Here is a 26843-nt window from a genome sequence, read left to right on the forward strand (position 1 = left end):
AATCTGCAAATCGGGATGACGGGAACTGGAAGGTGTGGATAACCTTATCCCCCAGTTTTCCCCATAGTTATCCCCGCATTGTGGATAAATGAGAAAGTTTTCCACGTCCTTATCCCCAGATTGTGGATAAGTCGGTGTTTTTGGGGAATTCTCCATCCACATTCTCCACTCCGCGCGTGTTTAGACATGACTGTCGCATTTCCAAAATCGCACGGGGGTATCGGCGCCGACGGCCGCCGTTACCGGAAAGGCTGCCGCCGCGACGACCGCCAGATCAGGAAGTTCACGGATCGCGGGCGTCAAGTCACCATGTCTCGCGGCCGACCAGCGACTCGCGGCCAACCAGCGCCTCGCAGACAACCAGCGCCTCGCAGCCAACCGGCAACTCGTGACCATCGGCGACTCGTGGCCATCGCGGTGACGATTCACAGCGCGTCGCGGGCGGCGGCGGCCATCGCGGTGACGAGCTGGGCGTGCCAGTTGCTCCAGCCCAGCTGGCCGGAGATCGATTCGCCGGACGTCGCGCCGAGCGAGCACATGTCGGCGCGGGTCAGGTCGAACAGCATGTCAAGGACGACCGGATCGTGGCGGACGGCGTCGGCGACGATCCGGCCGCCCTCGGCCGGCGACCTGGTCTGCGCGCATTGCGACAGCGTCATGTGCTCGCGGACAAGCAATGTCACGAGATCGACGGTCGCCCCGTCGAAGCCCATGCGCCGCAGAATGGCGCGGGCGTGCTTCGCGCCCTCGGCGGCGTGATCGGTCACGCCGGGCCGCTTGCCGATATCGTGCAGGATGCCGGCGAGCAGCAGGGCCTGACGGTGGAAGGAATCGTAGGCGGTACGGCAAGAGAAATTGGAACGATCCGCCGGGGACTCCCCCCGGAACCGCTTCGCAGTTCCGACCCCCTCTAAAGAGGGGGTGTGTAAAGAACGGATGGTCGAAGAGGGAGTGGCTGAAGAGTGGGCGCCTAGAGAATGGGTATCTGGAGAATGAATATCTGGAGAATGGGTATTTAAAGAGGGAATACGTAAAGAACGGGTATCTGGAGAGTGGGTATCTGAAGACGGGGTGCCTGGAGAGTGAGTATCTGAAGAGGAAGCCAGCCGGCTCGTCACCTCGACCATGTGGCGGTCGATCGTGAAGCGGTGGGCGGCGCTGGCGCTGGGACGGTTGCGGATCGCCGACCATTCAGGCATCCAGCGGGAGGGAATGTCGACGAAATCGAGTTCCTCCCAGGTCTGCAGCAGCGCCGGGCCGTACCCGAGCAGCTCGACGAACAGCCGGCGCGCCTCGTCGTTCCAGGTCACGCCGCCGGCCAGCGCGCGCCGCAGGTTGACGAGCGTCGACGTGTTGATCGACAGCCCCCGCTTCGCCGCCTCGACGGCGGCCCGCAGCGGCAGCAGCGGCTCCCGTTCGAGCACGAGCCCCTTCGCCGGCGCGACGGCGGCCTCGGCGGCCGTCCCGACCGAGCCAACGGCAACGGCTCCGCCGACCGCCGAACCGTCCACGCTCACGCCCGGCGCCAGCACGATTTCCCCTTCGTGGAGCGCCACGCCCGGGGCGACGACGTCGAATTTCGGGGCTTCGCGGCGGCCGCCGGCACGCGGGGATCGTATCTGGAAGAACGAGAACCGCGGCCTGTCGTGCACGAGCGTGCGGGCGGCACGCGAGGCCGTCGAGTCGAGGCCGAACGCGATGGCGCGGCCGAGATGGGCGAGCAGGGTCTGCAGGTCGTCGATCGACTTGGCTTCCCGCATGCCGTCGGGCAGCGTCGGGTCGGCGAGGCCGAGCATCGCGGCGACGGCCGGCTGGTAGCCGGCGAGCAGCAGGTTGGTGTCGCGCCGCGTGGCCAGATGAATGCAGTCGCGCACGTCGAGCAGCCGCTCGACGGCGTCGTCGTAGCGGCCGTGCGGCCGGTCGGCGAGCCACGACGCGGCGATGCCGGCGAGCAGCACCGTGTCGCGCAGCCCACCGCGCGTCTCCTTGACGTCGGGCTGGTTGACGTAGGCGAGCCGGCCGAATCGTTCCTGCCGCGCCGTCACCGACGCGAGCAGTTCCGGCAGCCGCTTGCGCACCGACTTGCGCCACCGGTCGAGAATCGCCGTCGCCGTGCGGCCGACGAGCCCGGCGTCGCCGGCGACCGGCACGACGTCGAGCCAGCCCATCGCCGCCGGCAGGTCGCGGCCGGTCACGCCGACGCACTCGGCCGGCGTGCGCACGGCGTGGTCGAGCCCGAGCCCCGCGTCCCACACCGGATACCACAGCCGGTTGGCAAATCCGGCGAGTCGTTCGTCGCTTTCGAACGATCCGTCCGCATGCACGAGCACGAGATCGAGGTCGGAGCACGGCCCGAGCTGCCCGCGCGCCAGCGATCCGACGGCCGCGAGCGCGACGCCGCGTTCCGGCACCGGGGCGCCGGCGTCGGCGGATGCCGCGACGGCATCGTCCCACAGGCCCCGCAACGCGGTCATCGCCGCGTCCGTCCGCGCCGCCCGTTTCGCCGGGCCGTCGCGGTAGACGCCGTCGGTATCCGGCCTGCTCAGGTCGAGCAGCGTCTGCCCGAGGGATGCAAGGGAGACCGAAGGAGAAGCCGGAGCAGTCATCGTCACCTTCCTTTGCCTTGATGCCGTTGGTACCTGTAAAGAAAAACTTCCCGAAAGAAAGACCGAGAGGCGACGAGACCGGGACGTCGGCTTGCGCAGGGCCGGCGGTTACGTTCCGTAAGTCGACCCCCAGTCTCGCTTCGCTCGACAGCCCCCTTCCAGGGGGCTTGCCTCGAGCGTGTAATTCATCGATCAGCGGCCGTCCTCGACAGCCCCCCCCTCCAGGGGCTTGCCCGTTCACAGGACCACCGGATACGAAAATCCCGCCGGCGGGCGGCGGGATCGCGAAACATCAGATCGCGGCGGAACCGGTTTCGCCGGTGCGCACGCGCACGACCATGTCGAGCGGCGTGACCCAGACCTTGCCGTCGCCGATCGTGCCGGTGGCGGCGGCCTTGACGATGACGTCGACGAGCGTTTCGGCGTCGGCGTCGTCGACGATGACCTCGACGCGGATCTTCGGGATCAGGTCGACGGTGTATTCGGCGCCGCGGTAGATCTCGGTGTGGCCGCGCTGGCGGCCGTAGCCGTTGGCTTCCGAGACGGTCAGGCCGTGGACGCCGGCGGCGGCGAGCGCTTCCTTGACCTCGTCGAGCTTATGGGGCTGGATGATAGCGGTGATCAGCTTCATGTCACTTCATCTCCTTGAGGACGGAGCTGGCGGTGCCAGCAAAATCGTAGGCGCGTTCGCCCTGGTCGGCCATGTCGATGCCGGCGACTTCCTGGGCCGGCGTCACGCGCCAGCCGATCGTCTTCTCGAGCGCGAAGGCGATGATCGCCGTGATGACGGCGGAGAAGACGATCGCGAGGAGGGCGATGATGACCTGGACGCCGAGCTGTCGCCAGCTGCCGGAGTAGAACAGGCCGGTGCCTTCCATCACGAAGCCGAGGGCGACGGTGCCGACGAGACCGCCGACGCCGTGGACGCCGACGACGTCGAGCGAATCGTCATAGCCAAGCTTGTACTTGAGGCCGCAGGCCAGGCAGGTGACGACGCCGGCGACGGCACCGAGGACGATCGCCCAGATCGGCGAGACGACGTCGGCGGCCGGCGTGATCGCGACGAGGCCGGCGACGATGCCCGAGGCGGCGCCCATCGCCGTGTAGTGGCCGGTGCGGATCTTTTCGGTGAAACCCCAGGCGAGCATGGCGGCGGCCGCGGCGAGCGACGTGGAGACCCAGGCGTAGCCGGCGGTGCCGTTGGCGGCGAAGGCGGAGCCGGCGTTGAAGCCGAACCAGCCGAACCACAGCAGGAACGCGCCGAGCATGACGAACGGGACGTTGTGCGGGCGCATCGGCTCGGTGCCGAAGCCCTTGCGCTTGCCGATGATGAGGACGATGATGAGCGCGGCGACGGCGGCGTTGATGTGGACGACGGTGCCGCCTGCGAAGTCGTGGGCCTGGGCGCCGAGCGCCTGCGAGATGGCGCCCTCGGCGGACAGCAGGCCGCCGTTCCAGACCATGTGCGCCATCGGCGCGTAGTCGAACGTCACCCACAGGGCGACGAAGATCATCCACGTGGAGTACTTGACGCGTTCGGCGATCGCGCCGCAGATCAGCGCGACGGTGATCATCGCGAACGCCGCCTGGAACGCCACGTCGCAGCTGACCGGATAGTTGTCGTCGTTGATCGATGCGGACGTGAAGACTCCGTTGTCGGCGACCATCGTGTCGCGCAGTAGGAACCCGGTGGCCGGATCGCCGAAGATGCCGCCGACGTCCTGGCCCGCGTAGGCGATCGACCAGCCCCACAGGCCCCAGATGATCATCGTGACGGACAGCGCCGCCGCCTCCATGATGAGCATGTTGAGCACCGCCTTGGCGCGGACCATGCCACCGTAGAACAACGCCACGCCGGGCGTCATCAGGAACACCAGCGACGCGGATGTCAGGATCCACGCGGCATTTCCGGAATCAAGCTGTCCCATGCGTCTACCTCCCTTTTCCAGTTCGCGCCGGCCGGCGTTCCTTGCCCTGCGCCGCGCCGTGCGCTTCCTTTTTCTTCTTGGCGTTGTGGTTCGCGCCGTCGGGCCGTGCCCCGGCGGAACTTCACGGTTGCCAATCGAACGCCATTGACGTTTTCGTTTCGTTACACGCCGTTACGGCTGTGTAAGGGTTGTTTCGATCGTGTAAATATGGCACGATTCCCGCGGCCCAACCGGCGCGAGAATCGTGCCCGACATGCGGAAATGGCCGGCACGATTCGCGCGACCGACCGCCGGACTATTCGAGAATGCCGTCCACAAAGGCGGCCGGCTCGAACGGCGCGAGGTCGTCGGGACCCTCGCCGACGCCGACGAGCTTGACCGGCACGCCGAGCTCCTTCTGTACCGAAATGACGATGCCGCCCTTCGCGGAACCGTCGAGCTTCGTCAGCACGACGCCGGTGATGCCGATCGCCTCGGCGAAGACCTTGGCCTGCGCCATGCCGTTCTGGCCGGTTGTCGCATCGAGGACGAGCAGTACCTCGTCGACCGGCAGGTTCTTCTCGGTGACGCGGCGGATCTTGCCGAGCTCGTCCATCAGGTTGGCCTTGTTCTGCAGGCGGCCGGCCGTGTCGATGATCAGCACGTCGACGTCGGCTTCCTTCGCCTTCTGCGAGGCCTCGAACGCGACCGACGCCGGGTCGGCGCTGTCGCGGTCGGAACGCACGACCGGCACGCCGACCTTCGCGCCCCACGTCTCGAGCTGGTCGGCGGCGGCGGCGCGGAACGTGTCGGCCGCGCCGAGCATGACCGACTTGCCCTGGCCGACGAACAGGCGGGCGAGCTTGCCGGCCGTCGTCGTCTTGCCGGTGCCGTTGACGCCGACCATGATGATGACGCTCGGACGGTGCGCGTCCGGCTTGTCGGCGTTGAGTCGGCGGTCGGTGTCCTTGCCGACCATGGCGACCAGCTCGCCGCGCAGCGCTTCCTTGACCTCGGCCGGATTGGACTTGCCGGTGACGCGCGCGTCGGTGCGCATCTTCTCGGTGAGTTCCTCGGACGCCTCGGCGCCGACGTCGGCCATCAGCAGCGTGTCCTCGACGTCCTCCCAGTCGGATTCGGTCAGGTTGTCCTTCGTCAGGATGGTGAACAGCGCCTTGCCGAACGGATTGCTCGACTTCGACAGCTTCGCGCGCAGCGTCTCGAGGCGGGTCTTGCGGCCGGCCGGCTTCTCGATCTGCTCGTTCGCCGGGACCGGCACTTCCTCGACGGCCCGGGGACTCCCACCGGCTCGAGCTTCGCTCTCGCCGACTCCCTCTGCAGAGGGAGTTGAAGCCGATTCCTCCTTGACCCCCTCTTCAGAGGGGGTCGGCGAAGCCGAAGGCTGAGCCGGGGGGAGTTCCCCGGTTCCGGCCTTGGTAGCGGTTTCGGCGGCCTGCGTTGGCGGCGCCTGTGCGGCGGTGTTCGTCGCGACGGGCGACTGCTTCGCCGCCTGCGCCTGGGCTTCGGCTTCCTCGGCCTCCGCCTGCTTCGTCTTCGCCTCGGCGGCCTTGACGGCCCGTTCGGCCGCGAGCCGCTCGTCGGCCTTCGCCTTCGCGGCCTCGTCGGCGCGGCGAATCGCCCGCTTGCGGGACTTGTCCATCAGGATGCCGCCGATGATCAGCACCGCGGCGATGATCACGACGACAACGATGGCAATGATCGTATTGTTTTCCATAGCTTTCAAGCCTAAAAACAAAAACGGACACATGCAAGGAATCAGTTAAAACTCCCGCCATTGGCAGTGTCGGGGGAATCGTGCGAAACTGGGCGCATGGCTAGTACTGGAAGAATGTCGGCGTATCAGCGCCGCGAGCAGCTCATCGAGATCGGCCGGTCGCTGTTCGCCGCGAAGGGGTTCGAGGCCGTCAGCGTGGAGGAGATCGCCGCCCACGCGAAGGTGAGCAAGCCGATCGTCTACGAGCATTTCGGCGGCAAGGAGGGGCTGTACGCCGTCGTCGTCGACCGCGAGATGCGCGCGCTGACCGAGACGCTGCTGACGGCGCTGTCCGACCAGGACGTCCATCCGCGCCAGATCGTCGAGCGGACGGCGCTCGCGCTGCTGACCTACATCGAGGAGAATTCGGAAGGCTTCCAGGTCCTCGTGCGCGACTCGCCGATCACCGACCCGAATTCCTCGTTCTCGTCGCTGTGGGGCGACATCTCGCTGCGCGTCGAGGACATCCTGACCGTCTGGTTCCGCAAGCAGAAGCTGCCGCTCAAGGGCGTTTCCTACTACGCGCAGATGCTCGTCGGCATGACGGTGTTCACCGGCCAGTACTGGGCCAGCAACCGCAAGATGAGCAAGGAACAGCTCGCCGCGCTGATCGTCAACCTCGGCTGGCACGGCCTGTCGAGGCTCGAGGCGCGCCCGCAGCTCGTCTTCGAGAACGCCGCCGGGAAGGAAGCCGACGCCGGCGTCGAGATCATCGCCGAGGTCGGCGAATCGTCGCGGGAATCGTCGCAGAAGAAGAACGATTCGCACGATTCGTCCGCCACCGCGGCCACCGGCGTCACCGACGGCAAGGCCGCCGAGAAGACCGACGACAAGGCCGCCGAGAAGGCCGCCGAAAAAGCCGAGCGCAAAGCCCGCAAGCAGGCCGAGAAGGAAGCCGCCCGCGAGGAAAAGCAGGCCGCGAAGGAAGAAAGGCTCGCCGCGAAGGAAGCCGCGAAGCAGCGCAAGGCCGCGAAGAAAGAAGCCGCCGAGACCGAGCCGGGCGCTGACACCGAGCCGGGCGCCGACACCAAGCCGGGCGCCAACGCCGAACCAGACGCCGCCGAACCAGACGCCGCCGAACCGGACGTCAGGCCGGAGTCTGACGCCGAGCCGGGCGACGACGCCGTGACCGAAGCCGTCGTCGACGCCCTGCTCGACGACTGACGCCGCTTATTGGTTTGCGCCATGCAAGGCAAGAGCTCCCTGGAAGGGAGCTGTCGAGCGTAGCGAGACTGAGGGTCGACCGCACGACGTCGCGAAGCGACGAGTGCGCGCTGGAGGGTGAGTGGCCGGACGAGACTCGAGTCACGTCGTAACCGACCGTTCCAGCGCGCTCTCGCCGCCTTCGGCGGCATCGGCGGTCGACCCTCAGGCCGCTTCGCGGCCAGCTCCCTTCCAGGGAGCTTTTCCCGTAAAAAGTTTCAGCCTGCAACGATTCGGGAGGGCGACGCGCGCACAGTTCGGCGAGTCGTGTCTAAGATAGCTTGCTAGACACCGTTTATCCCTGCCCGGCCATGCGAGGAACCAAGAGAGACCGCACGTCGCCGGCCGGACAGCCGACCCCTGGGGGAAAAGATGGATCAGGACAAGATCCTTACCTTCGTCGTACCCGCATACAACATGCAGACCTACCTCAAGCGCTGCCTCAACGCACTGCTCGCGTCCCCCGACAACGTCGACGTCGAGGTGCTCGTCGTCGACGACGGATCGACCGACGGCACGCTCGCCGTCGCGCAGGACTACCAGCGACGGTTCCCGGGCATCGTGCGGGCCATCCACCAGGAGAACAAGGGCCACGGCGGCGCCGTCAACACCGGCATCGCCGAGGCGGCCGGCATGTACGTCAAGGTCGTCGACGCCGACGACTGGGTCGGCGCGTCGTCGCTCGCCGAGGTGCTGGACGTCCTGCGCCGGCAAAGGGATTCGGACGATCCGCTCGACATGCTCGTCACCGACTACGTCTACGACAAGGTCGGCCGCAAGCACAAGCACGTCGTCGACTTCTCGAAGGTCATGGAGGCCAACAGGCGCATCACGTGGGACGACCTGGGCGACTTCGGCATCGCGCAGTACATCATCATGCACGCGCTGACGTTCCGCACCGAGGTCGTGCGCATGTCCGGCATGACGCTGCCCGAGCACACGTTCTACGTCGACTTCATCTACTCCTACCAGCCGTTCCCGTGGGTCAAGTCGATCTACTACCTGTCGACGCCGTTCTACCACTACTTCATCGGCCGCGAGGGCCAGTCGGTGCAGACCGACGTCATGATCCGCCGCGTCCAGCAGCTGTGCCGCGTCAACCGCCAGATGCTCACCGCCACGCCGGAAGCCACCGACGAGGGCGTGACGCCGGGCCTGTACCGGTACATGATCCACTTCCTCGCGATCGAGAGCTCGATCACGACGGTGTTCCTGATCTTGTCGCGCGACTCGAACAACTACCGCGTGCAGAAGGAGCTGTGGAACAACATCCGCGAGTACTCCCCCACGATCTACCGCGACACCCGCGGCAAGCTCGTCTCGCGCGCGATGAACCTCCCCGGCCCCGCCGGCCGCTTCTGCGTCCGCGTCGGCTACCGCATCGCCAACATGATCCTCGGCTTCAACTGACCTATCGAGCTCCCTTCCAGGGAGCCGGCCGCGAAGCGGCCTGAGGGTCGACCGCACGACGTCGCGAAGCGACGAGTGCGCGCTGGAAGGTGAGCGGCCGGACGGAAACTCGAGTCACGTTGTAACCGACCGTTCCAGCGCGCTCTCGCCGCCTTCGGCGGCATCGGCGGTCGACCCTCAGCCTCGCTGCGCTCGGCAGCTCCCTTCCAGGGAGCTCGTCCTCACATGTCATGAGGGAAATACAATGGCTGCATTGGTTGAATCGTTCCGTCGGACGAATCGTTCGACAATTCTGCAAAGTGAGGAACCATGCCCTGCACCACCATCCTCGTCGGCAAGGACGCCAGCTACGACGGCTCGACGATCATCGCCCGCAACGACGACTCCGGCTCCGGACGCTACGATCCGAAGAAGTTCGTCGCCGTCTCGCCGGCCGAGCAGCCGCGCGAATACCACAGCGTCATCAGCAGGATGACGCTGACGCTGCCGGACGATCCGTGCGCCTACGCGATGGTGCCGAACGCCGGCCCCGACCGCGGCATCCTCGCCGAGTCGGCCGTTTCCGTCAGGAACGTCGCGATGTCGGCAACCGAGACGATCTCGGTGAACTCGCGTGTCCTCGCGGCCGATCCGTTCGTCGAGTACCGGCCGGCCACCGGCGCCGAGGGCGAGCCGGGCTACGAACCTGAGCAGCCGGGCGGTTTCGGCGAGGAGGACATCATCACGCTCGTGCTGCCGTACGTCCACACGGCCCGCGAGGGCGTGCGCCGCGTCGCCGACCTGCTCGAGAGCGTCGGCACGTACGAATCGAACGGCATCATCATCGCCGACGTCGACGAAATCTGGTATGTCGAGACGATCGGCGGCCACCACTGGATCGCCCGCCGCGTGCCGGACGATGCGTACGCCGTCGTGCCGAACCAGCTCGGCATCGACTTCTTCGACATCGACGACGCGTTCGGCCAGCAGCGCGAGTTCATGTGCTCCGCCGACCTCGTCGACTTCATCGCCGAGCACCATCTCGCCCGCGAGATGAACCCGTCGCCGGCGCGCATCAACGCGTTCAACCCGCGCCGCGCGTTCGGCACGGCGACGCCGAAGGACCATATCTACAACACGCCGCGCGCCTGGTACATGCAGCGCCATCTCAACCCGTCGTCGCAGTGGGAGCTCGCCGAGTGCGACGGCGGCGGCGCCGCGTCGTCGGCGGCCGCCTACGAGATCGGCCTCGGCTCGGCGGCGTCGCCGGCCGCCGTCGACGTCGACCGGCAGGTCTTCCGTCCCGAGTCGAACGACATCCCGTGGTGCCGCGTGCCCGACGACAAGGTGACGATCGAGGACGTCGACTTCCTGATGAGCTCGCATTTCGAGGGCACGCCGTACGACCCGTACGGCACGACCGGCACGCCGGAAAGCCGCCACCGCTACCGCCCGATCGGCGTCAACCGCACCGGCCAGATGGTCGCGATGCAGATCCGCCCGTACGTGCCCGACGCCTACCGCTCCGTCATGTGGATCGCGTACGGCTCCGGCCCGTTCACGACGGCCGCGCCGTTCTACGCGAACGTCGCCGCCACGCCGGCATACCTGCGGGAGACGCCGGTCGACGAGGTCTCGACCGACTGCCTGTACTGGTCGAACCGCCTGATCGCCGCGCTCGCCGACGCCCACTACTTCGAGACGAGCAATCTCGTCGAGCAGTACATCGAGGACGTGCAGGCCCACGGTCACCGCACCGTCGCCGAGACCGACAGGCTCGCGCAGTCGGCCGGTCGCGCCGGCAAGAGGAACGATTCGTCCGCCGAATCGTCCAACGAACCGTCCGCCGAATCGTCCACTAAGCTGGCCACTGAGCTGGCCGTCGAGCCGGCCGCCGGTCCATCCGTCAATTTGTCCGCCAGCTCGGTGGCCGGTTCGCATGCCGAGCCGGCCGCCGAGCCGGCCGCGGGCGCCGACGCCGTCCGCGACATCCTCGAGCAGGCGAACGAGTCGACGGCCGCGTGGCTGCGGAAGCGCACGTCGAAGCTGCTGTTCGACGTCCTCTACACGACAAGCAACCTGATGCACAACAGCTTCGCGATGAGCGACCACTGGACGAAGTAGCCGGTGTCTTGCGTGCGTTTGGTTACGCCACCGGCCACGCCGCAGTCAAACGCACACAAAGCGGCCTCGCAGCGTGCGTTTAGTTGCGCCACCGGCCATGCCGAAATCAAACGCACACAAAACAGTCTCGCAGCGTGCGTTTTCCCGCATTACCAACCACACCCGCAGTCAAACGCACGCAAAACAGTCTTACAACGTGCGTTTGGTTACGCCACCGGCCATGCCGCAATCAAACGCACACAAAGCAGTCCCGTGGCGTGCGTTTTCCCGCGTCACCAACTACAACTACACCCGCGGTCAAGCGCACGCCACGGATCCTACGGATTATTCGGGCCGGGAGGCCAGGCCGGCGTAGTAGTGCTTGCGGCACAGCGAGATGTAGGTGCCGTTGCCGCCGAGCAGGATCTGGTCGCCTTCGCGCATGACGTGACCGTCGGCGTCGAGGCGCGCGTTGAAGCAGGCCGCCTTGCCGCACCAGCAGACCGTCTTGATGGCCTCGATCTTGTCGGCGATGAGCAGCAGCCGCGTCGACCCCTCGAATCCGACGCCGCGGAAGTCGGTGCGCAGGCCGTAGCACATCACCGGAATGTCGAATTCGTCGACGATCCTCGCGAGCGCGTCGACCTGTTCGGCCGTCAGGAACTGCGCCTCGTCGACGATGACGGCGTCGAAGTCGAGCGGCTTGCGCGTCTCACGTGCCCGCGCGCCGTCGTCAACCGCACCGCCGGTCACGCCATCCGTCGCCACGTCACCGGCCACCGCACCGTCACCGACCATCGCACCGTCACCAGTCGCCGCCACGTCACCGGCCACCGCACCGTCGCCGGTCACCACGCCGCCGTCCACTTCGGCTTCGTAGGCCGCCATTTCGTCCAGGAAGTCCTCGACGAAGCCGCACTCCGCCTCGAGGCCGATGCGCGAGCGGATCATCGTCTTGCCGTCGCGGCAGTCGAGCCGCGGCTTGAGCAGCAGCGGCCGCTTGCCGCGCTCGAGGTAGTTGTAGCGCACCATCAGCGCATTGGCGGTCTTCGACGCGCCCATCGCGCCGAACTTGAAGTACAGCTTGGCCATGGCCGGGGACTCTCCTGACAGCTGGACGATTGGGGACAAAAACTACCGGACATTGTAAGTCGCCCCGTCCCCGCTCCCCTGTCCCGCTCTCCTCGCTGCCTCCCGCTTCGGCTCGCGTCTTCTTCCGGATGTCGCAAACCCGAGCCGGGAGCTCGGGTTTGCGACATCCGGGACAGGGGCAGGAAGCGACCGACACGACTTGGAAAAAGTTCCCCCTCGTTGTATAGTTGCACCTTGTTGCCCCTCTAGCTCAACGGTTAGAGCAGCGTCCTTTTAAGTCGTGGGTTGTGGGTTCGAATCCCACGGGGGGCACTTTTCCTCTTCGGTTACGCGCCGCCATTCCGGCGGACGAATCGTTCCGTCTTTTCCTCGTTCCGTTTCGTCTTGTGCACGATTCCCGCATCGACATGCCGCGCGAATCGTCACCATACCTCGTCGATGTCGTGAATGAGCCGCAGGATCAGCGCCTTGAGTTCGGCGGTGCCCACCTGTTCCTCGTCGACGAGCCACAGGCGCACGCCGGCGATGAAGGCGCTCGCGATCATCTCCAGCACGAGCGCGCGATTCACGGTGCTTGGCCGGTCGTGCCGGCGAATCTCGTCACCCGTGCTCCCGCGCGAGAAGAGCCGCTGCCAGAAATGGTATTCGAGCAGCCGTTTCCACCGTTCGATGAACTGGACGTCGGGTGTCTGGATGAGCAGCAGGTGGAACGTCCCGAGATTGGTTTTCAGCACGGCGACGAACGCGTCGTACGATTCGAGCACGCCGTCGCCGCCCCGGGACAGGTCTTCCATGGCGCGACCGGCGGCGGCGAGTTCGCGGATCAGCCGTTCCTCCACGGCACCCAGCACGTCCTCCACGCGGGCATAGTTGGCGTAGAACGTGCTGCGAGCGACGAATGCGCGACGGCACAGGTCGCTGACTGTCAGTTCTCCGGGCCGGCGTCCGCTTCCGGTCATCCACTGCACGAGCGCGTCTTCCATTGCGGCGCGTGCCGGCGTGCGGTCGGGCATGGGCCGCGGCAGCGCGTCGGCGTAAGGATTGGCGGAGCTGCCGCTGAACGAGGATTCGTCGTCCTTCACGTGGGTCTCCTTTCCGCCATTCGTGGCCGTCGCGTCGGCCGCCGCCCGCGACCGCAGGCCGTTGTGCCCCGATCGGCGCTCGCCGCCGCCCGCCACCGCTCGCGATCGCCCACCACCGCTCGCGATCGCTACCGCCCCATCGTAGTGAACACTTTCGCCATTGTTGTAGTCTCCCCTTCCCGTGTCGCCTGCCTCCGATCCGCTGGAATTGAGGGACGGACACGCTATCGGAGAGGTGGGCAATGCGGCGGAAAATCGGAGTCATCGACGTGGGCGGCGGCATGCGCAGCGCCTACGGGGCCGGCGTGCTCGACCACTGTCTCGATCGCGGCATCCGGTTCGACTACGGCCTCGGCGTGAGCGCCGGCTCGGCGAACGTCACGTCGTTCTTCGCCGGCCAGCGCGGTCGTGCGCGCCGCTTCTACACGAAGTATCTCGTGCGGCCGGAGTACATGGGCATCGGCAACTTCCTGCGCACGGGCTCCTACCTCGGGTTCGACTACATCTACGGCACGCTGATGAATCACGACGGCGAAGATCCGCTCGACTATGCGGCGATGGTCGCCAGCGGCGCCGACATCCGCGTGTGCGCCACGGACGCACGGACTGGACGGCCACGATTCTTCCGCGAGGATGACCTGCGACAGGATAACTACGACGTCATCAAGGCATCGAGCTGCCTGCCGGTGCTCGACAAGCCCTATGTCATCGACGGCATCCCGTATTTCGACGGCACGATCAGCGACCCGGTGCCGATCGGCCAGGCCTTCGCCGACGGCTGCACGCACGTCGTCGTCATCCTGACCAGGCCCCGCGCCTTCCGCCGGTCGGCTGCCCACGACGTCGCCTCCAGCGGCCTGCTCGCGCTGTCCTATCCGCACGCCGCCCGCGCGCTGCTGCAGCGGGCCGCCACCTACAACCGCGAGGTCGACCAGGCCGAGCGGCTGGCCGCCGCGGGCCGCGTCACCATTCTCGCGCCGTCGAGCATCGCCGGCATGCACACGCTCAAGCAGGACATTCCCGCCATCGGGCGCCTCTACGAACAGGGGCTGCATGACGCGCGCGCCCTTGATGTCCTTCTCGGCGAGTGATCCGTCCCGGAAGAATCGTTCCCGATTGATGCCGGACCGAGCGCCGTTCAGCCGGCGACGAAAAAACGGGGGGCTGGTTGGACTCGTCGCGGCAAGGTGCCTGAAACTGGAGGTACCGAGATCGATCGACAGGGATGGGGAACGATGAGCGAGGACAGGCAGGCCCGCGCGCCGAAGGAACCACAGAGGGAGAAGGACGCCGCCGGCAAGACGGCCGTCACGCAGGCCGTCACGAACGCGGTAGCGGCCGGACAGGCGGCGGCCGCGACGGCCACGAAGACGGTGAAGCAGGACGTCGCCGACCTCGAGGCCGACCGGCGGCGGCACCGCAAGCTCGACAAGGAGTGGCACGACGAGGAGGAGGAAGTCGACGCCAGCCAGCACAAGCTCAACGTCTTCGTCAGGATCCTCGGCGGCGTCATCGCGATCTGCGGACTGGCGGCGCTGCCGTTCCTCGCGATGCAGATCATGCAGTTCACGCAGCAGGTGACGGACGGGTCGGTCGGCGTCGAGGTCAAGAGCCTGACGTTCCTGCTCGAGGCCATCCACATCGTCGTGCAGATCGTCACGGCGCTCGCGATGGTCGTCTTCGGCTTCCTGCTCATCGTCGGCAAGCGCCGCTACGCGATGTACTGGGCGTACGTGCTCATTCCGCTCGTCATCGCGAAGGGGCTGCTCGTCGTCTGCCTGCATGGTCTCGACTACCACCTGATCCTGCCGTTCGTGCAGCTCGTCGTGCTCGTCGTGCTGTCGGTGACGGTCGACCCGCAGCTGCGCCGCGAGCGCCAGGTCCAGCACCAGCTCAGGCAAATGGACCGGCACGCCGAATACGAGAAGGCGAAGGCCGAGAACATGGCCGGCCGCGACCTGACTGGCAAGGGCTATGTCTCGCTGAACTTCTTCAACATCTTCTGGATGTTTGTCGTCGCGTCGGTCGTCGGCCTGATCCTCGAGACGATTTTCCACCTCATCGTCTTCGGCGCCTATCAGGACCGCGCCGGCATGCTGTGGGGCCCGTTCTCGCCGATCTACGGCTTCGGCGCCGTGCTGATGACGGTCTTCCTCAACCGCCTGTACAAGTCGAACTGGTTCCTGATCTTCTGCGCCTCGGCCGTGATCGGCGGCGCGTTCGAGTACTTCACGAGCTGGTTCATGCAGACGGCGTTCGGCATCACGGCGTGGAACTACAGCAACGAATGGGGCAACATCGACGGCCGCACGTCGGTCGCGTTCATGTGCTGCTGGGGCCTGCTGGGCCTGGCGTGGCTCAAGATCATCCTGCCACCGCTGCTGAAACTGATCCAGAAGATCCCGTGGAAGGTGCGCTACTGGCTGACGATCGTCTGCTTCGTCCTGCTGCTCTTCGACGGCGTCATGACGCTGCTGGCGCTCGACGCCTGGTACTCGCGTCTCGCCGACATCTCGCAGAACACGCCGGTCGCCGAGTTCTTCGCCCGCTATTTCGACAACAGTTTCATGGCGAACCGGTTCCAGACGATGAGCCTGAACCCGAAGTCGGCCGGCCGCCTCTGACATCGGGGAAGGCAGTCCCGTACTGATCGGCGCTGGGCGCAACCGGAGGAATCGTTCCATATTGGAGGCATGGAGAAGCGAACCAATACCGATCCGGCGGCCATTTCGCCGGAAGTCGAAAAGCATGCGAGGCACGTCATCGAGATCGTGCCGGCGCACGACGATCCGCAGGATTTCGTCGGACTCGTGCGCGAGTACACCGAGCAGGCGCGGCGCGACGGCGTCGACGCCGAGGAGCTGTTCGCGTCGCAGGATCTCGACGCCGAGCTCAGCGACGTCGGCCGCAAGTACGGCATGCCGTACGGCCGCATGTACGTCGCGATCGAGGACGGCCATCCGGCCGGCTGCGCGGCGCTGACGAAGAACGACGACGAGCACTGCGAAGTCAAGCGGCTCTACGTGCGGCCGGAGTACCGCGGCCAGGGCGTCAGCCGGGCGCTGCTCGACCGCGCCTGCGAGGACGCCCGCGACATCGGCTACAAGCACATGCGCCTCGACACGCTGCCGTCGATGAAGTCGGCCGTCAGGCTCTACGAACGCTACGGCTTCCACGAGATCGGCAACTACAACGGCAACCCGGTCAAGTCGGCGATCTTCCTCGAGAAGGATCTGTAGGACGATTCGTCCGCAATACCAGGCGCCCTGGAAGGGAGCTGGCCGCGAAGCGGCCTGAGGGTCGACCGCACGTCGTCGCGAAGCGACGCGTGCGCGCTGGAGCGTTCGCTTACGACGTGACTCGAGTTCCGTCAGACGCTTATGTTCCAGCGCGCGCTCGCCGCCTTCGGCGGCATCGGCGGTCGACCCTCAGCCTCGCTGCGCTCGGCAGCTCCCTTCCAGGGCGCTCTTTTTGTATTCCGAAACGCAGTCCGTAGCGCTACGTACAGCGTTGCGTTTATGATAGTGCGCCAGACAAGACAGAGGACGGCGACGGAAGAGAGCGCATGGGGAACATACTGGCCATACTGCGCCGCGATTTCAAGCGACTGATCAGGGTGCCGAGCGCGTGGGTCATCACGATCGGCCTGATCGTGATCCCGTGCATGTACGCATGGTTCAACATCTACGGATTCTGGAATCCGTACGGCAACACGTCGGCGATCAAGGTCGCCATCGCCAACGAGGACAAGGGCGCCGACAGCTCGCTGATGGGCGAGATGAACCTCGGCGACCAGATCGTCGCGAAGCTCAAGACCAACGACGAGCTCGGCTGGCAGTTCGACGACGAGTCGACGGCGATGCAATGCGTCGAGAGCGGCGAATGCTACGCGGCGATCGTCATTCCGTCCGACTTCTCGAGCAAGGTCGCCAACATCCTGACCGACACGTCGTCGAAGCCGACGCTCGAGTACTACGTCAACGAGAAGGCCAACGCGATCGCGCCGCGCATCACCGAGGTCGGCGCGACGACGGTCGACCGCGAGGTGAACAGCACGTTCGTCTCGACGGTCAGCGGCATTGTCACCGACCTGCTCAACAAGGCCAACACGCAGATCCAGACGCAGACCGGCACGACGGTCTCGACGGCCGTCAACACGCTGACGGAGACGAAGACGAAGCTCGAGGACGCCCGCAAGACGCTCGAGGGACTCGAGGGCAAGCTCGAGTCGATTCCCGGCAAGACGGCCACGGCCCGCGACGCGCTCGACCATGTCCAGTCGGCGGCGACGGACGCCTCCGGCGGCCTCAAGACGGCAAGCGACCTGCTCACGAAGACGCAGGGCGCCGTCAACGACTTCCAGGCCCAGGCGCAGCAGGCGTTCAACACGGGCGGATCGTTGCTGACGAAGGCGGCGCGCAACGCCACGTCCGACGTGTCCGCGATCACGAGCGGCGTGACGACGGCGAACGGCTATGTCAGCGGCGCGCTGGGCACGCTGTCGACCGTCAACTCGACCGTCGACGGCATCCTGACCGACCTCAAGGGCATCGACCTGTCGTCGGTCTCGACGTCGGCGAACACGCAGCTGCAGTCGCTGATCAGCGAGCTCGAGAGCCGCAACGCCGACGCCGCGACGTCGATCAGCGACCTCAAGACGCTCAGCTCCAGCATCGACAAGACGGCGACGAGCCTGGACGGCTTCATGGACACGTTCAATTCGGCGACCGACAAGACCGTCGACGACCTGGACTCCGCGAGCTCGACGCTCGCCGACAGCGCGCTGCCGCAGCTGAACTCCGGGCTGAGCTCGCTGGCGACGGCGGCCGGCTCGCTGTCCGGCTCGGCCGCCGGCTCGACGGCGCTGATCTCGCAGACGTCGGCCGTCCTCGACCAGCTCGACACCGTCGCGTCTTCCGGCACGACGGCGCTCGAGTCGACCGACACGCTGCTCGGCCGGCTCGTCGACAAGATCGACCAGCTGTCGACCGACCTGACGGCGCTCGCCAGCTCGAACACGCTCGCCACGCTGCTCGGCAACGACGGCACGCTCGACACGTCGGCGATCGCCGAGTTCATGATGTCGCCGACGGTGCTCAAGACGACGACGCTCTACCCGATCAATTCGTACGGCTCCGGCATGGCGCCGCTGTTCACGTCGCTGTCGCTGTGGGTCGGCGTCTTCATGCTGATGGCGCTGTTCAAGCTCGAGGTCGACGACGAGGGCCTGCAGCACCGCTACGTGACGGCCGGCCAGAAATACTGGGCACGATTCCTCCTCCTCGCGCCGATCGCGGCCCTGCAGGGCATCCTCTGCTCGATCGGCGACCTGATCATCGGCGTGCAGTGCGTCAACCGGCCCGTGTTCGTGCTGACGGCGATGCTCATATCGCTGTGCTACCTGTCGATCTGCTACATGCTGTCGACGGTGTTCATGCATGTCGGCAAGGCGCTGATCATCGTGTTCGTCATGGTGATGATTCCGGGCGCCTCCGGGCTGTACCCGATCGAGATGCTGCCGAAGTTCTTCCAGGAACTCCATCCGCTGTTCCCGTTCACCTACGCGATCGCGGCGTTCCGCGAGACGATCGGCGGGTTCTACGACGGCCACTGGATCAAGGACATCCTGACATTGCTGCTGTTCGCGGCGATCGCGTTCGCGATGGGCCTGCTGCTGCGGCCGCTGCTGACGAACCTCATCCGGCTGTTCGCCCGCGAGGCCGAGGAAAGCGACATGATCAACTCGGAGAAGATCTACCTGCCCGAACGCCGCTACTCGGCGGCGATGGCGCTCGAGGCGCTGTCGGACCGCGGCGGCTACCGCAAGCAGATCCAGGGCCGCGCGCAACGGTTCGCCGAGCGCTATCCGAAGCTGCTCAAGGGCGCGCTGATCGCCGGCATCATCGTGCCGTTCGCGCTGTTCATCGTGTTCTCGGTCGTCAACGACGGCAAGAAGATGGTCGCGCTGGCCGCCTGGTGCATCTGGCTGCTCATCATCATCGCGTTCCTGATGATCGTCGAGTACATCCGCGACTCGCTGTCGCGCCAGGCCGAGCTGTCGACGCTCAACGACGACGCGATCGTCGGGCTGCTCTACAAGTCGAACCACGCCCGCTCCGTCGCCCGCGACGAACGGGAAGCGAAGAGACAGCGGCGGCATCACGTCCGCCTCGCCAAGCGGGCCAGCAAGCTCGCCGACAAGCGCGCGAAGCACACGGGGAAGCACGGGCGTCACGGGGAACCGGAGCCTGACACGCGGCAGATTCCCGCCGTCAGGACGGACAATGCCGTGCCCGACGACTTCACCGGGCATGGCAACGGCCACGGTAACAACGGCAACAACGGCAGCAGCCACGGCAACAACGGCAACGGCAACAACGGCAACGACCACAACGGCAACGACCACAACGGAAAGGAGCGCTGAGCGGTGAAGACCTGGAAACTCTTCGTCAGCGACGTGAGGCACATGACGGGCAACGTCGTCTCGATCATCATCGCGATCGGCCTCGTCGTCATCCCGGGCCTGTTCGCGTGGTTCAACATCGGCGCCTGCTGGGACCCGTTCGCCAACACCGGCAACCTGAAGTTCGCGATCGCGAACGAGGACGAGGGCTACACGAGCGACCTGCTGCCGACGACAATCAACGTCGGCGACGATATCGTCAACACGCTGCACGAGAACTCCGACCTTGACTGGACGTTCACGACGGCCGACCAGGCCATCGACGGCACGAAGTCCGGCACCTACTATGGCGCCGTCGTCATCCCGAAGGACTTCAGCAAGGACCTGATGACGTTCTTCACGTCCGACGCCACGCACGCGACGCTCGACTACTACGACAACGAGAAGCTCAACGCGCTCGCGCCGAAGATCACCGGCCAGGGCGCCGACGAGATCGCCTACGAAATCAACGAGATGTTCGCGAAGACGATCACGTCGTCGGCGCTGTCGATCATGTCGTCGCTGATCGACCAGCTCAGCACGCCGGAGGCGCAGACGCGGCTGCAGAATTTCAGCGGCAACATCGGCGACCTCGCGTCGTCGCTCGGCGACTCGGCGACGGCGCTGACGACGTATTCGGACCTGACGACCGCCACGCAGCAGCTGCTCGACTCGTCGGTCGCGCTCGTCAAGAACGCCGACTCGTCGGCGCAGGACGCCGTCAACGAGCTCAAGGACGCCAAGTCGTCGGTCGACGACCTGACCGGCGCGCTGGACACGACGGTGACGACGCTCGGCAACGCGATCTCGGCGGCGTCGACGAGCCTCGGCTCGGTGAGCACGCAGCTGGACACGCTGCTGGACGATTCGTCCACGACGGCCACGGACGCGGCCACGTCGCTGACGTCGCTGGACACGCAGGTCGACACCGTCGCCTCCGACTTCCAGTCGGTCAGGGACGCGATCAACACGCTCGCCGGCAACATTTCGGGCGAATCGTCCGACAATTCGACGGCGACGACGGTCGCGAGCACGGCGAAGTCGACGCTCGAATCCGTCGTCACCCGGCTCGACTCGGCGATCTCGCTGATCAAGCAGGTGAGCAGCGACCTGACGACGGCGTCGCAGAAGATCACCGACAAGACCTCCGCGGCCGCCGACGACAAGGCCGCCGTCAAGTCGCTGATCTCGCAGGCGACGGCCGCGATCGACGGCATCTCCTCCGACTTCGACAGCGACGTCAAGCCCGACCTGACGAGCATGAACACGGCGTTCACGTCGGCGGCGAGCGAGCTGTCGACGGCCGTCGGCGAGCTCAAGTCGGCGTTCGGCGACCTCGACTCGACGACCGCCGACGCCGACACGGCGCTCGCCAACGCCCGCAGCGCGATCGCCGACGCCGCGTCGTCGATGACACAGACGGCGTCGAAGCTCACCGACTTCCAGACGAAGCTCGACGACGCGCTCAAGTCCGGCGACCTGCAAAAGGTCAAGGACATCATCGGCACCGACACCTCGACGCTGGCGGCCACGCTCGCCGCGCCGGTCTCGCTCGAGACGAAGGCGATCTATCCGGTCGCGAACTTCGGCACGTCGATGACGCCGTACTACACGTTCATTCCGCTGTGGACCGGCTCGCTGCTGCTCGTCGTGTGCCTGAAGACGTCGGTCTCGCGCCGCCGCCAGAAGGAACTCGGCAACCCGAAGCCGCACCAGCTGTTCATCGGCCACTACCTGTTCTTCCTGCTGCTCGCCGAACTGCAGGTCACGTTCTCGATGGCCGGCACGCTGCTGTTCCTGCGCGTGCAGGCCATCCATCCGCTGCTGTTCTTCTGCTCGGGCTGGCTCAGCGCGCTCGTGTACTCGCTGTTCGTCTACACGATGGTGCTCAGTTTCGGCAACATCGGCAAGGCCATAGGCGTCCTGATGCTCGTCATGCAGATATCCGGCTCGAACGGCGCCTATCCGCTCGTGCTGCTGCCGACGCTGACGCAGGAGATCAGCCCGTGGCTGCCGATGACGTACTCGATCAAGGCCATCCGCGGCGCGATCGCCGGCATCTACGCCAACGACTACTGGATCGCGATGGGCCACCTCGCGCTGTTCATCCCGCCGCTGCTGCTGCTCGGGCTGCTCGTCCGCAAGCCGCTGATGGGCTTCAACCGCTGGTACGCCGCCAAGGTCGAGAGCACGAAGCTGCTCGGGTAGTCCGCGCCGCACCACTTTTCCACATCACATTCCAACGGAGGAATCGTTCATGTCCGACAACAAGATTGCCTGCGCCGTGCAGGCGCACCGCGACCGGCACGAGCGGCGGCGCGAGGCGACCGACCGCAAGATCATGGACGCCGCGCTGCAGATCATCATCGAGGAGGGCGTCGGCGCCGTCACGATCGAGGAGGTCGCGCGGCGCTCCGGCGTCGCGAAGACGTCGATCTACCGACGCTACAGCAACGCCGAGGACCTGCTGCACCGGCTGTCGTTCTCGGTCGGCCAGCCGCTCGAGATCGACGACCTGCCGGCGTCGCGCGACGGGCTGCGCGAGCTGCTCGGCCGGATCGTCGGCAGCTTCGACGGCCAGCTCGGCCTCAAGGCCGTCGGCATCGTGCTGTCGAGCGGCAGCGAATACGTCCACGCGATCGCCGACAACGTCATCGATCCGGCCCGCGAGCGCTTCGCGTCGTTCGTCCGCCGCGGCATCGACGGCGGCCAGTTCCGCGCCGACATCGACGTCGCGTTCGTCTTCAACACGGTCCTCGGCTCGATGCTCGCCACGCAGGCGCTCGGCGAACCCGCCGACGACTCCGCCGCCCGCGCCTCCGCCTGGGCCGCCCGGATGACGTCGCTGCTATGGCCGACCGTCGGCGCATAAGGAAAAAGCTCCCCGAAGGGAGCCTGGGAAGAAGTGACCCGGCCCCGCCAAAAAGGGAAGAAAAAATGCGGGGCCCGGCCGGTGAGAGAGAGCACAGGGGTAAGTCCGGATATTCGACCTGTCCGCGCCGCCGTGTGCTCGCCGGCCGGCGCGGCCGTTCAGTTGTTGAGTTTTATTTTATTACTGTAAATTATTTCTGCCATCATCCGGATGGATGAATTATGCACGATCCATCCGTCTAGACAGGCGCACGGACGGACGAATCGTGCCCAATACGGCCGGCAGCATGCCGACAAAACGCCGGAAACTCTCCAAAAGAGGAAGGCGACGGGAAGCCGGGGCCAAAGAGACCGGAACGGCCGCCGGCTCCCGCGTCGCCACTGGAGAGAGCACACGGGTAAGCATTGAATTGTTGAGGGTGGGAAATAATTCCCGCCCTCGACGGCGGAGCCTGCGGACCTACTCGGCCAGCGCGAACTGGCTGTTGTAGAGGTCGGCGTAGGCGCCGCCGCGCTCGAGCAGCTCGTCGTGGGTGCCGCGCTCGACGATGTCGCCGTCCTTCATGACGAGGATCATGTCGGCATCGCGGATCGTCGACAGGCGGTGCGCGATGACGAACGACGTGCGACCGACGGTCAGCTTGTCCATCGCCGTCTGGATGAGCTCCTCGGTGCGGGTGTCGACCGACGACGTGGCCTCGTCGAGGATCAGGATCGGCGAGTCCTGGACCATCGCGCGGGCGATCGTCAGCAGCTGGCGCTGGCCCTGCGACAGCGACGTCTTGTCGTCGATGACGGTCTCATACTGGTCCGGCAGCGACTCGATGTACTTGTCGAGGCCGACGGCGCGGCAGGCGTCGTAGATCTGGCCGTCGGTGACGCCCTGCTTCGAGTAGCGGATGTTCTCCTTGACGGTGCCGTTGAAGACCCATGTGTCCTGCAGGACCATCGAGAACTGGTCGTGGACGTTCGAGCGCGGGACCGACTTCGTGTCGACGCCGTCGATGAGGATCTGGCCGTCGTCGATCTCGTAGAAGCGCATGAGCAGGTTGACCATCGTCGTCTTGCCGGCGCCGGTCGGGCCGACGATGGCGACTTTCTGGCCGGGCTTGACGTGCGCCGAGAAGTCGTGGATGATCGTGCGGTCCGGCGTGTAGCCGAAGCGGACGTGGGAGAACTCGACGTCGCCCCTGACCGGGGCGTTCTTGCCGAGCAGCGCCGGCTTGTGCGACTCGTCGGACAGCTCCGGCTCGTCGAGGAACTCGAAGACGCGCTCGGTGCCGGCGGCGCAGCGCTGCAGGTTCTGGAACGCCTGGGCGATCTGCGAGAGCGGCTGCGTGAAGAAGCGGATGTACATCATGAACGCGATGATGACGCCGAATTCCATGTTGCCGTTGATGACGAGCGCGGCGCCGACGACGCAGACGACGACGTAGCCGAGGTTGCCGACGAAGTTCATCATCGGCATCATCAGGCCGGACAGGAACTGCGACTTCCAGCCGGACTCGTAGAGCGAGTCGTTGTAGCGCTCGAAGCGGCGGATCGAGTCGAACTCGCCGTTGAACGCCTTGACGACGGTGTGGCCGGAGTACATTTCCTCGACGTGGCCGTTGACGTCGCCGAGCGCGATCTGCTGCTGCGTGAAGTACTTCTGCGAGACCTTCATGACGACCATCATCAGCACGAGGCCGATGATCGTGATGACGACGGCGCAGACGGTGAGCAGCACGTTGTTGACGAGCATCATGACGAACGCGCCGACGAACAGCGTGATCGACGTGATCAGCGAGCCGAGCGACTGGCCGAGCGTCTGGCCGATGGCGTCGACGTCGTTCGTGATGCGGCTCATCACGTCGCCGGTCGAGTGGTTGTCGAAGTAGCGCAGCGGCAGCTTGTTCATCTTCTCGGAGATCGACGTGCGCAGGTTCTGCGCCGTGCGCTGCGTGACGTTGGCCATCAGCCACGCCTGGACGTAGCCGAGCAGCGCGTAGCCGACGTACAGCGCGATCAGCGTCCAGCCGTAGCGCACGATCTGCGTCATGTCGATCGAGCGGTCGATCGCCTTGCCGTCGACGATCGCCGGCAGGCCCTCGGTGATGACGTTCGTCATGTCCTTGAGGATGTTCGGGCCGATGATCTGGCAGACGGTGCCGGCGATGCCGAGGATCAGCGCGATCGCGATGACCGGCACGTACTTCTTCGAATACTTGAGGAGTTTCTTCATGGCGTCGCCGAAATTCTCCGGCTTCTCGACGGGTCCCCGCCCGCCGTGCCCCATGGGTCCTGGCATGGTTACCTTCTTAATGCTTTCGTTGAACGATTCTTGCGTGCCGAGGCAATCCTCAGGCCGTCAGCTCTTCCTCGCTGAGCTGGGAGCGGGCGATCTGCCGGTAGACGTCGCAGTTCTCGAGGAGTTCCTTGTGGGTGCCCTGGCCGACGACGCGGCCGTTGTCCATGACGAGGATCGTGTCGGCGTCCATGATCGTGCCGACGCGCTGGGCGACGATGATCTTCGTCGTGTCGGCGGCTTCCCTGTTCAGCGCGTCGCGCAGCTGGCGGTCGGTCTTGAAGTCGAGCGCCGAGAACGAATCGTCGAAGATCAGGATTTCCGGCCGGCGGTAGACGGCGCGGGCGATCGACAGGCGCTGGCGCTGGCCGCCGGAGACGTTCGTGCCGCCCTGGGCGATCGGCGCCTCGAACTTCTTCGGCATCTTGTCGATGAACTCGGTGGCCTGGGCGACGGCGCACGATTCCTCGACGACCTTCATGTCCTCGGCCGAGACGGCGAGCTCGGGGTCCCTGTGGATCATCGCGTGCTCTTCCTCGCGGCCCTTGCGGGTGGAGGTGTCGAAGACCGGGACGGTTTCCGGTCCGCCGGGCTTGTCGCCGTAGGCGACGTTGGACGCGACGGTGCCCTCGAACAGGTACGACTGCTGCGGCACGTAGCCGATCTTGTCGCGCAGCGCCTGCACGTCGTACTCGCGCACGTCGACGCCGTCGACGATGACCTGGCCGTCGGTCGCGTCGTAGAAGCGCGGCACGAGGTTGATCAGCGACGACTTGCCGGAGCCGGTCGCGCCTATGATCGCGACGGTGTCGCCGCGCTTCGCCGTGAACGAGATGTTCTCGAGCATCGGCTCGCGGGAGTCGGGATAGGTGAACGTGACGTCGCGGAACTCGACTTCGCCGCGGATGGGCTGCGACGATTCGCCCGCGTAGCGGTCGACTTCCTCCTCGGCCGTGATGATGCCCTGGCGCACGGCCTCGCCGGCCGTGATGCCGTCGCGCTGCGTGCCGGACTGGACGAGCGGCTCGGTGTCGAGCACTTCCATGACGCGCTGCGCGGAGACGTCGGCGCGCGGCCACAGCACGAAGACCATCGACAGCAGCAGGAAGCTCATGATGACCTGGACGGCGTAGCTCGAGAAGACGACCATGTTCGAGAACAGCGTGAGCTTGTCGGCAATGCCGGCCGCGTTGATCAGCGCGGCGCCGATCCAGTACACGGCGAGCGACAGGCCGTTCATGATCGTGTTCATCAGCGGCATCATGATCGCCATGCCGCGCTGCGTGTACAGCTGCGTGTCGGTCAGCTCGTCGTTGGCGTGCGCGAACTTCTTCTCCTGGTAGGCGTCGGCGTTGTAGGCGCGCACGACGCGCATGCCGGTCAGGTTCTCGCGGGCGACGAGGTTGATGTTGTCGGTCAGGCGCTGCATGGCCTTGAACTTCGGCATGACGAAGATCATCAGCACGACGATCGCGACCATGAGCACGACGACGGCGATCGCCGTCGCTACCGTCCACTCGAAGCCGTCGCCGGCGATCTTGCAGACGGCCCAGACGGCCATGATCGGCGACTTGATGAGCATTTGCAGGCCCATCGTGATGAACATCTGGATCTGCGTGACGTCGTTCGTCGAGCGGGTGATCAGCGAGGCCGTCGAGAACCGGTTCATCTCCGGCGGACCGAAGCTCTCGACCTTGCGGAACTCCATCGAGCGCAGCCGCTGGCCGAAGCTCGCGGAGACGCGGGCGTAGATCCAGCCGGTGATGATCGCGCAGACCATCGAGCCGAGCGCGACGAGCAGCATCTTGCCGCCGGCAATCCACACGTCGTGCATGTGGCTGCCCGGCGTCTCGACGAGCGTCGTGATCTCGGACATGTACGTCGGCAGCTGCAGATCGAAATACACCTGCCCGACGATGGTGACGAGCGCCACCACCATCTGCGCCCACTCCGTCCTGGAGAGGTACTTCATGATGCGAAGCATGTCGCTTACTTCTTTCCTGTCTTGTGTGTTCTGGCTTGCACTGGATCCCGTGAATTGTGCTGTTTTGTCAGGATCCTGACGAAATTGATCTTGAACTAATTAT

The 26843-nt window shown here is 65.8% G+C and carries 15 protein-coding genes, 1 tRNA gene and 3 pseudogenes; 10 read left to right on the plus strand and 9 right to left on the minus strand.

Going from position 1 to position 26843, the window contains the following annotated elements:
* Positions 1-425: 425 nt before the first annotated feature.
* The 4 genes from F6S87_RS08715 to ftsY form a co-directional block, all read right to left on the minus strand.
* Complete coding sequence (locus F6S87_RS08715) at positions 426-2606, minus strand: HD domain-containing protein (RefSeq protein WP_231129324.1); 2181 nt, start codon at positions 2604-2606, stop codon at positions 426-428.
* Positions 2607-2898: 292 nt separating this feature from the next.
* Positions 2899-3237 carry a P-II family nitrogen regulator gene (locus tag F6S87_RS04410; RefSeq protein WP_163227380.1) on the minus strand — a complete coding sequence of 113 codons (339 nt, stop codon included), beginning with the start codon at positions 3235-3237 and terminating at the stop codon, positions 2899-2901.
* Between the two features lies 1 nt (position 3238).
* Positions 3239-4534, minus strand: coding sequence for an ammonium transporter (locus tag F6S87_RS04415; protein ID WP_163227381.1), 1296 nt, complete (start codon positions 4532-4534; stop codon positions 3239-3241).
* A 295-nt stretch (positions 4535-4829) separates the two neighbouring features.
* Positions 4830-6248 (minus strand): signal recognition particle-docking protein FtsY, encoded by a 1419-nt coding sequence (gene ftsY / locus F6S87_RS04420; protein WP_163227382.1) that lies wholly within the window; start codon positions 6246-6248, stop codon positions 4830-4832.
* A 114-nt stretch (positions 6249-6362) separates the two neighbouring features.
* Here ftsY and F6S87_RS04425 point away from each other — a divergent pair.
* From F6S87_RS04425 to F6S87_RS04435, 3 genes and pseudogenes are all read left to right on the plus strand, one after another.
* Positions 6363-6980, plus strand: a pseudogene (locus F6S87_RS04425) (TetR/AcrR family transcriptional regulator); the annotation flags it as partial.
* An 882-nt stretch (positions 6981-7862) separates the two neighbouring features.
* Positions 7863-8900 carry a glycosyltransferase family 2 protein gene (locus F6S87_RS04430; RefSeq protein ID WP_163227383.1) on the plus strand — a complete coding sequence of 346 codons (1038 nt, stop codon included), beginning with the start codon at positions 7863-7865 and terminating at the stop codon, positions 8898-8900.
* Positions 8901-9209: 309 nt separating this feature from the next.
* Positions 9210-11003 (plus strand): C69 family dipeptidase, encoded by a 1794-nt coding sequence (locus F6S87_RS04435; RefSeq protein ID WP_163227384.1) that lies wholly within the window; start codon positions 9210-9212, stop codon positions 11001-11003.
* A gap of 324 nt (positions 11004-11327) precedes the next feature.
* Here F6S87_RS04435 and F6S87_RS04440 read toward each other — a convergent pair whose 3' ends face one another.
* A complete protein-coding gene (locus F6S87_RS04440) occupies positions 11328-12074 on the minus strand; it encodes a thymidine kinase (protein WP_231129325.1) in 747 nt (248 codons plus the stop codon).
* A gap of 239 nt (positions 12075-12313) precedes the next feature.
* On the opposite strand from F6S87_RS04440, the gene F6S87_RS04450 reads away from it, so the two are divergent.
* Positions 12314-12386 (plus strand) — tRNA-Lys (locus tag F6S87_RS04450).
* A gap of 110 nt (positions 12387-12496) precedes the next feature.
* Here F6S87_RS04450 and F6S87_RS04455 read toward each other — a convergent pair.
* The gene (locus F6S87_RS04455; RefSeq protein WP_163227385.1) at positions 12497-13156 is read right to left on the minus strand and encodes a TetR/AcrR family transcriptional regulator; all 660 of its coding nucleotides are present in this window, start codon (positions 13154-13156) and stop codon (positions 12497-12499) included.
* Positions 13157-13398: 242 nt separating this feature from the next.
* Between F6S87_RS04455 and F6S87_RS04460 the strand changes: the two genes are divergently transcribed.
* The 6 genes from F6S87_RS04460 (at position 13399) to F6S87_RS04485 (ending at position 22470) form a co-directional block, all read left to right on the plus strand.
* A complete protein-coding gene (locus F6S87_RS04460; protein ID WP_163227386.1) occupies positions 13399-14247 on the plus strand; it encodes a patatin-like phospholipase family protein in 849 nt (282 codons plus the stop codon).
* A gap of 144 nt (positions 14248-14391) precedes the next feature.
* Positions 14392-15780 (plus strand): putative ABC transporter permease, encoded by a 1389-nt coding sequence (locus F6S87_RS04465; protein ID WP_163227387.1) that lies wholly within the window; start codon positions 14392-14394, stop codon positions 15778-15780.
* A gap of 69 nt (positions 15781-15849) precedes the next feature.
* Entirely contained in the window at positions 15850-16395 is a 546-nt protein-coding gene (locus F6S87_RS04470; protein WP_163227388.1) for a GNAT family N-acetyltransferase, read from the plus strand.
* Positions 16396-16721: 326 nt separating this feature from the next.
* Complete coding sequence (locus F6S87_RS04475) at positions 16722-19580, plus strand: YhgE/Pip domain-containing protein (RefSeq protein WP_163227389.1); 2859 nt, start codon at positions 16722-16724, stop codon at positions 19578-19580.
* A 42-nt stretch (positions 19581-19622) separates the two neighbouring features.
* Entirely contained in the window at positions 19623-21806 is a 2184-nt protein-coding gene (locus tag F6S87_RS04480) for a YhgE/Pip family protein (protein WP_163227589.1), read from the plus strand.
* Positions 21807-21855: 49 nt separating this feature from the next.
* Entirely contained in the window at positions 21856-22470 is a 615-nt protein-coding gene (locus F6S87_RS04485; RefSeq protein ID WP_163227390.1) for a TetR/AcrR family transcriptional regulator, read from the plus strand.
* 459 nt (positions 22471-22929) lie between these two features.
* Here the strand turns inward: F6S87_RS04485 and F6S87_RS04490 are convergent, their stop codons facing one another.
* The 3 genes and pseudogenes from F6S87_RS04490 to F6S87_RS08950 form a co-directional block, all read right to left on the minus strand.
* Positions 22930-24759 (minus strand): ABC transporter ATP-binding protein, encoded by a 1830-nt coding sequence (locus F6S87_RS04490; RefSeq protein ID WP_163227391.1) that lies wholly within the window; start codon positions 24757-24759, stop codon positions 22930-22932.
* A 52-nt stretch (positions 24760-24811) separates the two neighbouring features.
* Positions 24812-25657: pseudogene (locus F6S87_RS08945) on the minus strand (ABC transporter ATP-binding protein); the annotation flags it as partial.
* Between the two features lie 267 nt (positions 25658-25924).
* Positions 25925-26740, minus strand: a pseudogene (locus F6S87_RS08950) (ABC transporter permease); the annotation flags it as partial.
* Positions 26741-26843 lie beyond the last annotated feature (103 nt).

Source organism: Bifidobacterium choloepi (genome assembly GCF_010667615.1).
In the GTDB taxonomy this organism is placed as follows: Bacteria; Actinomycetota; Actinomycetes; order Actinomycetales; family Bifidobacteriaceae; genus Bifidobacterium; species Bifidobacterium choloepi.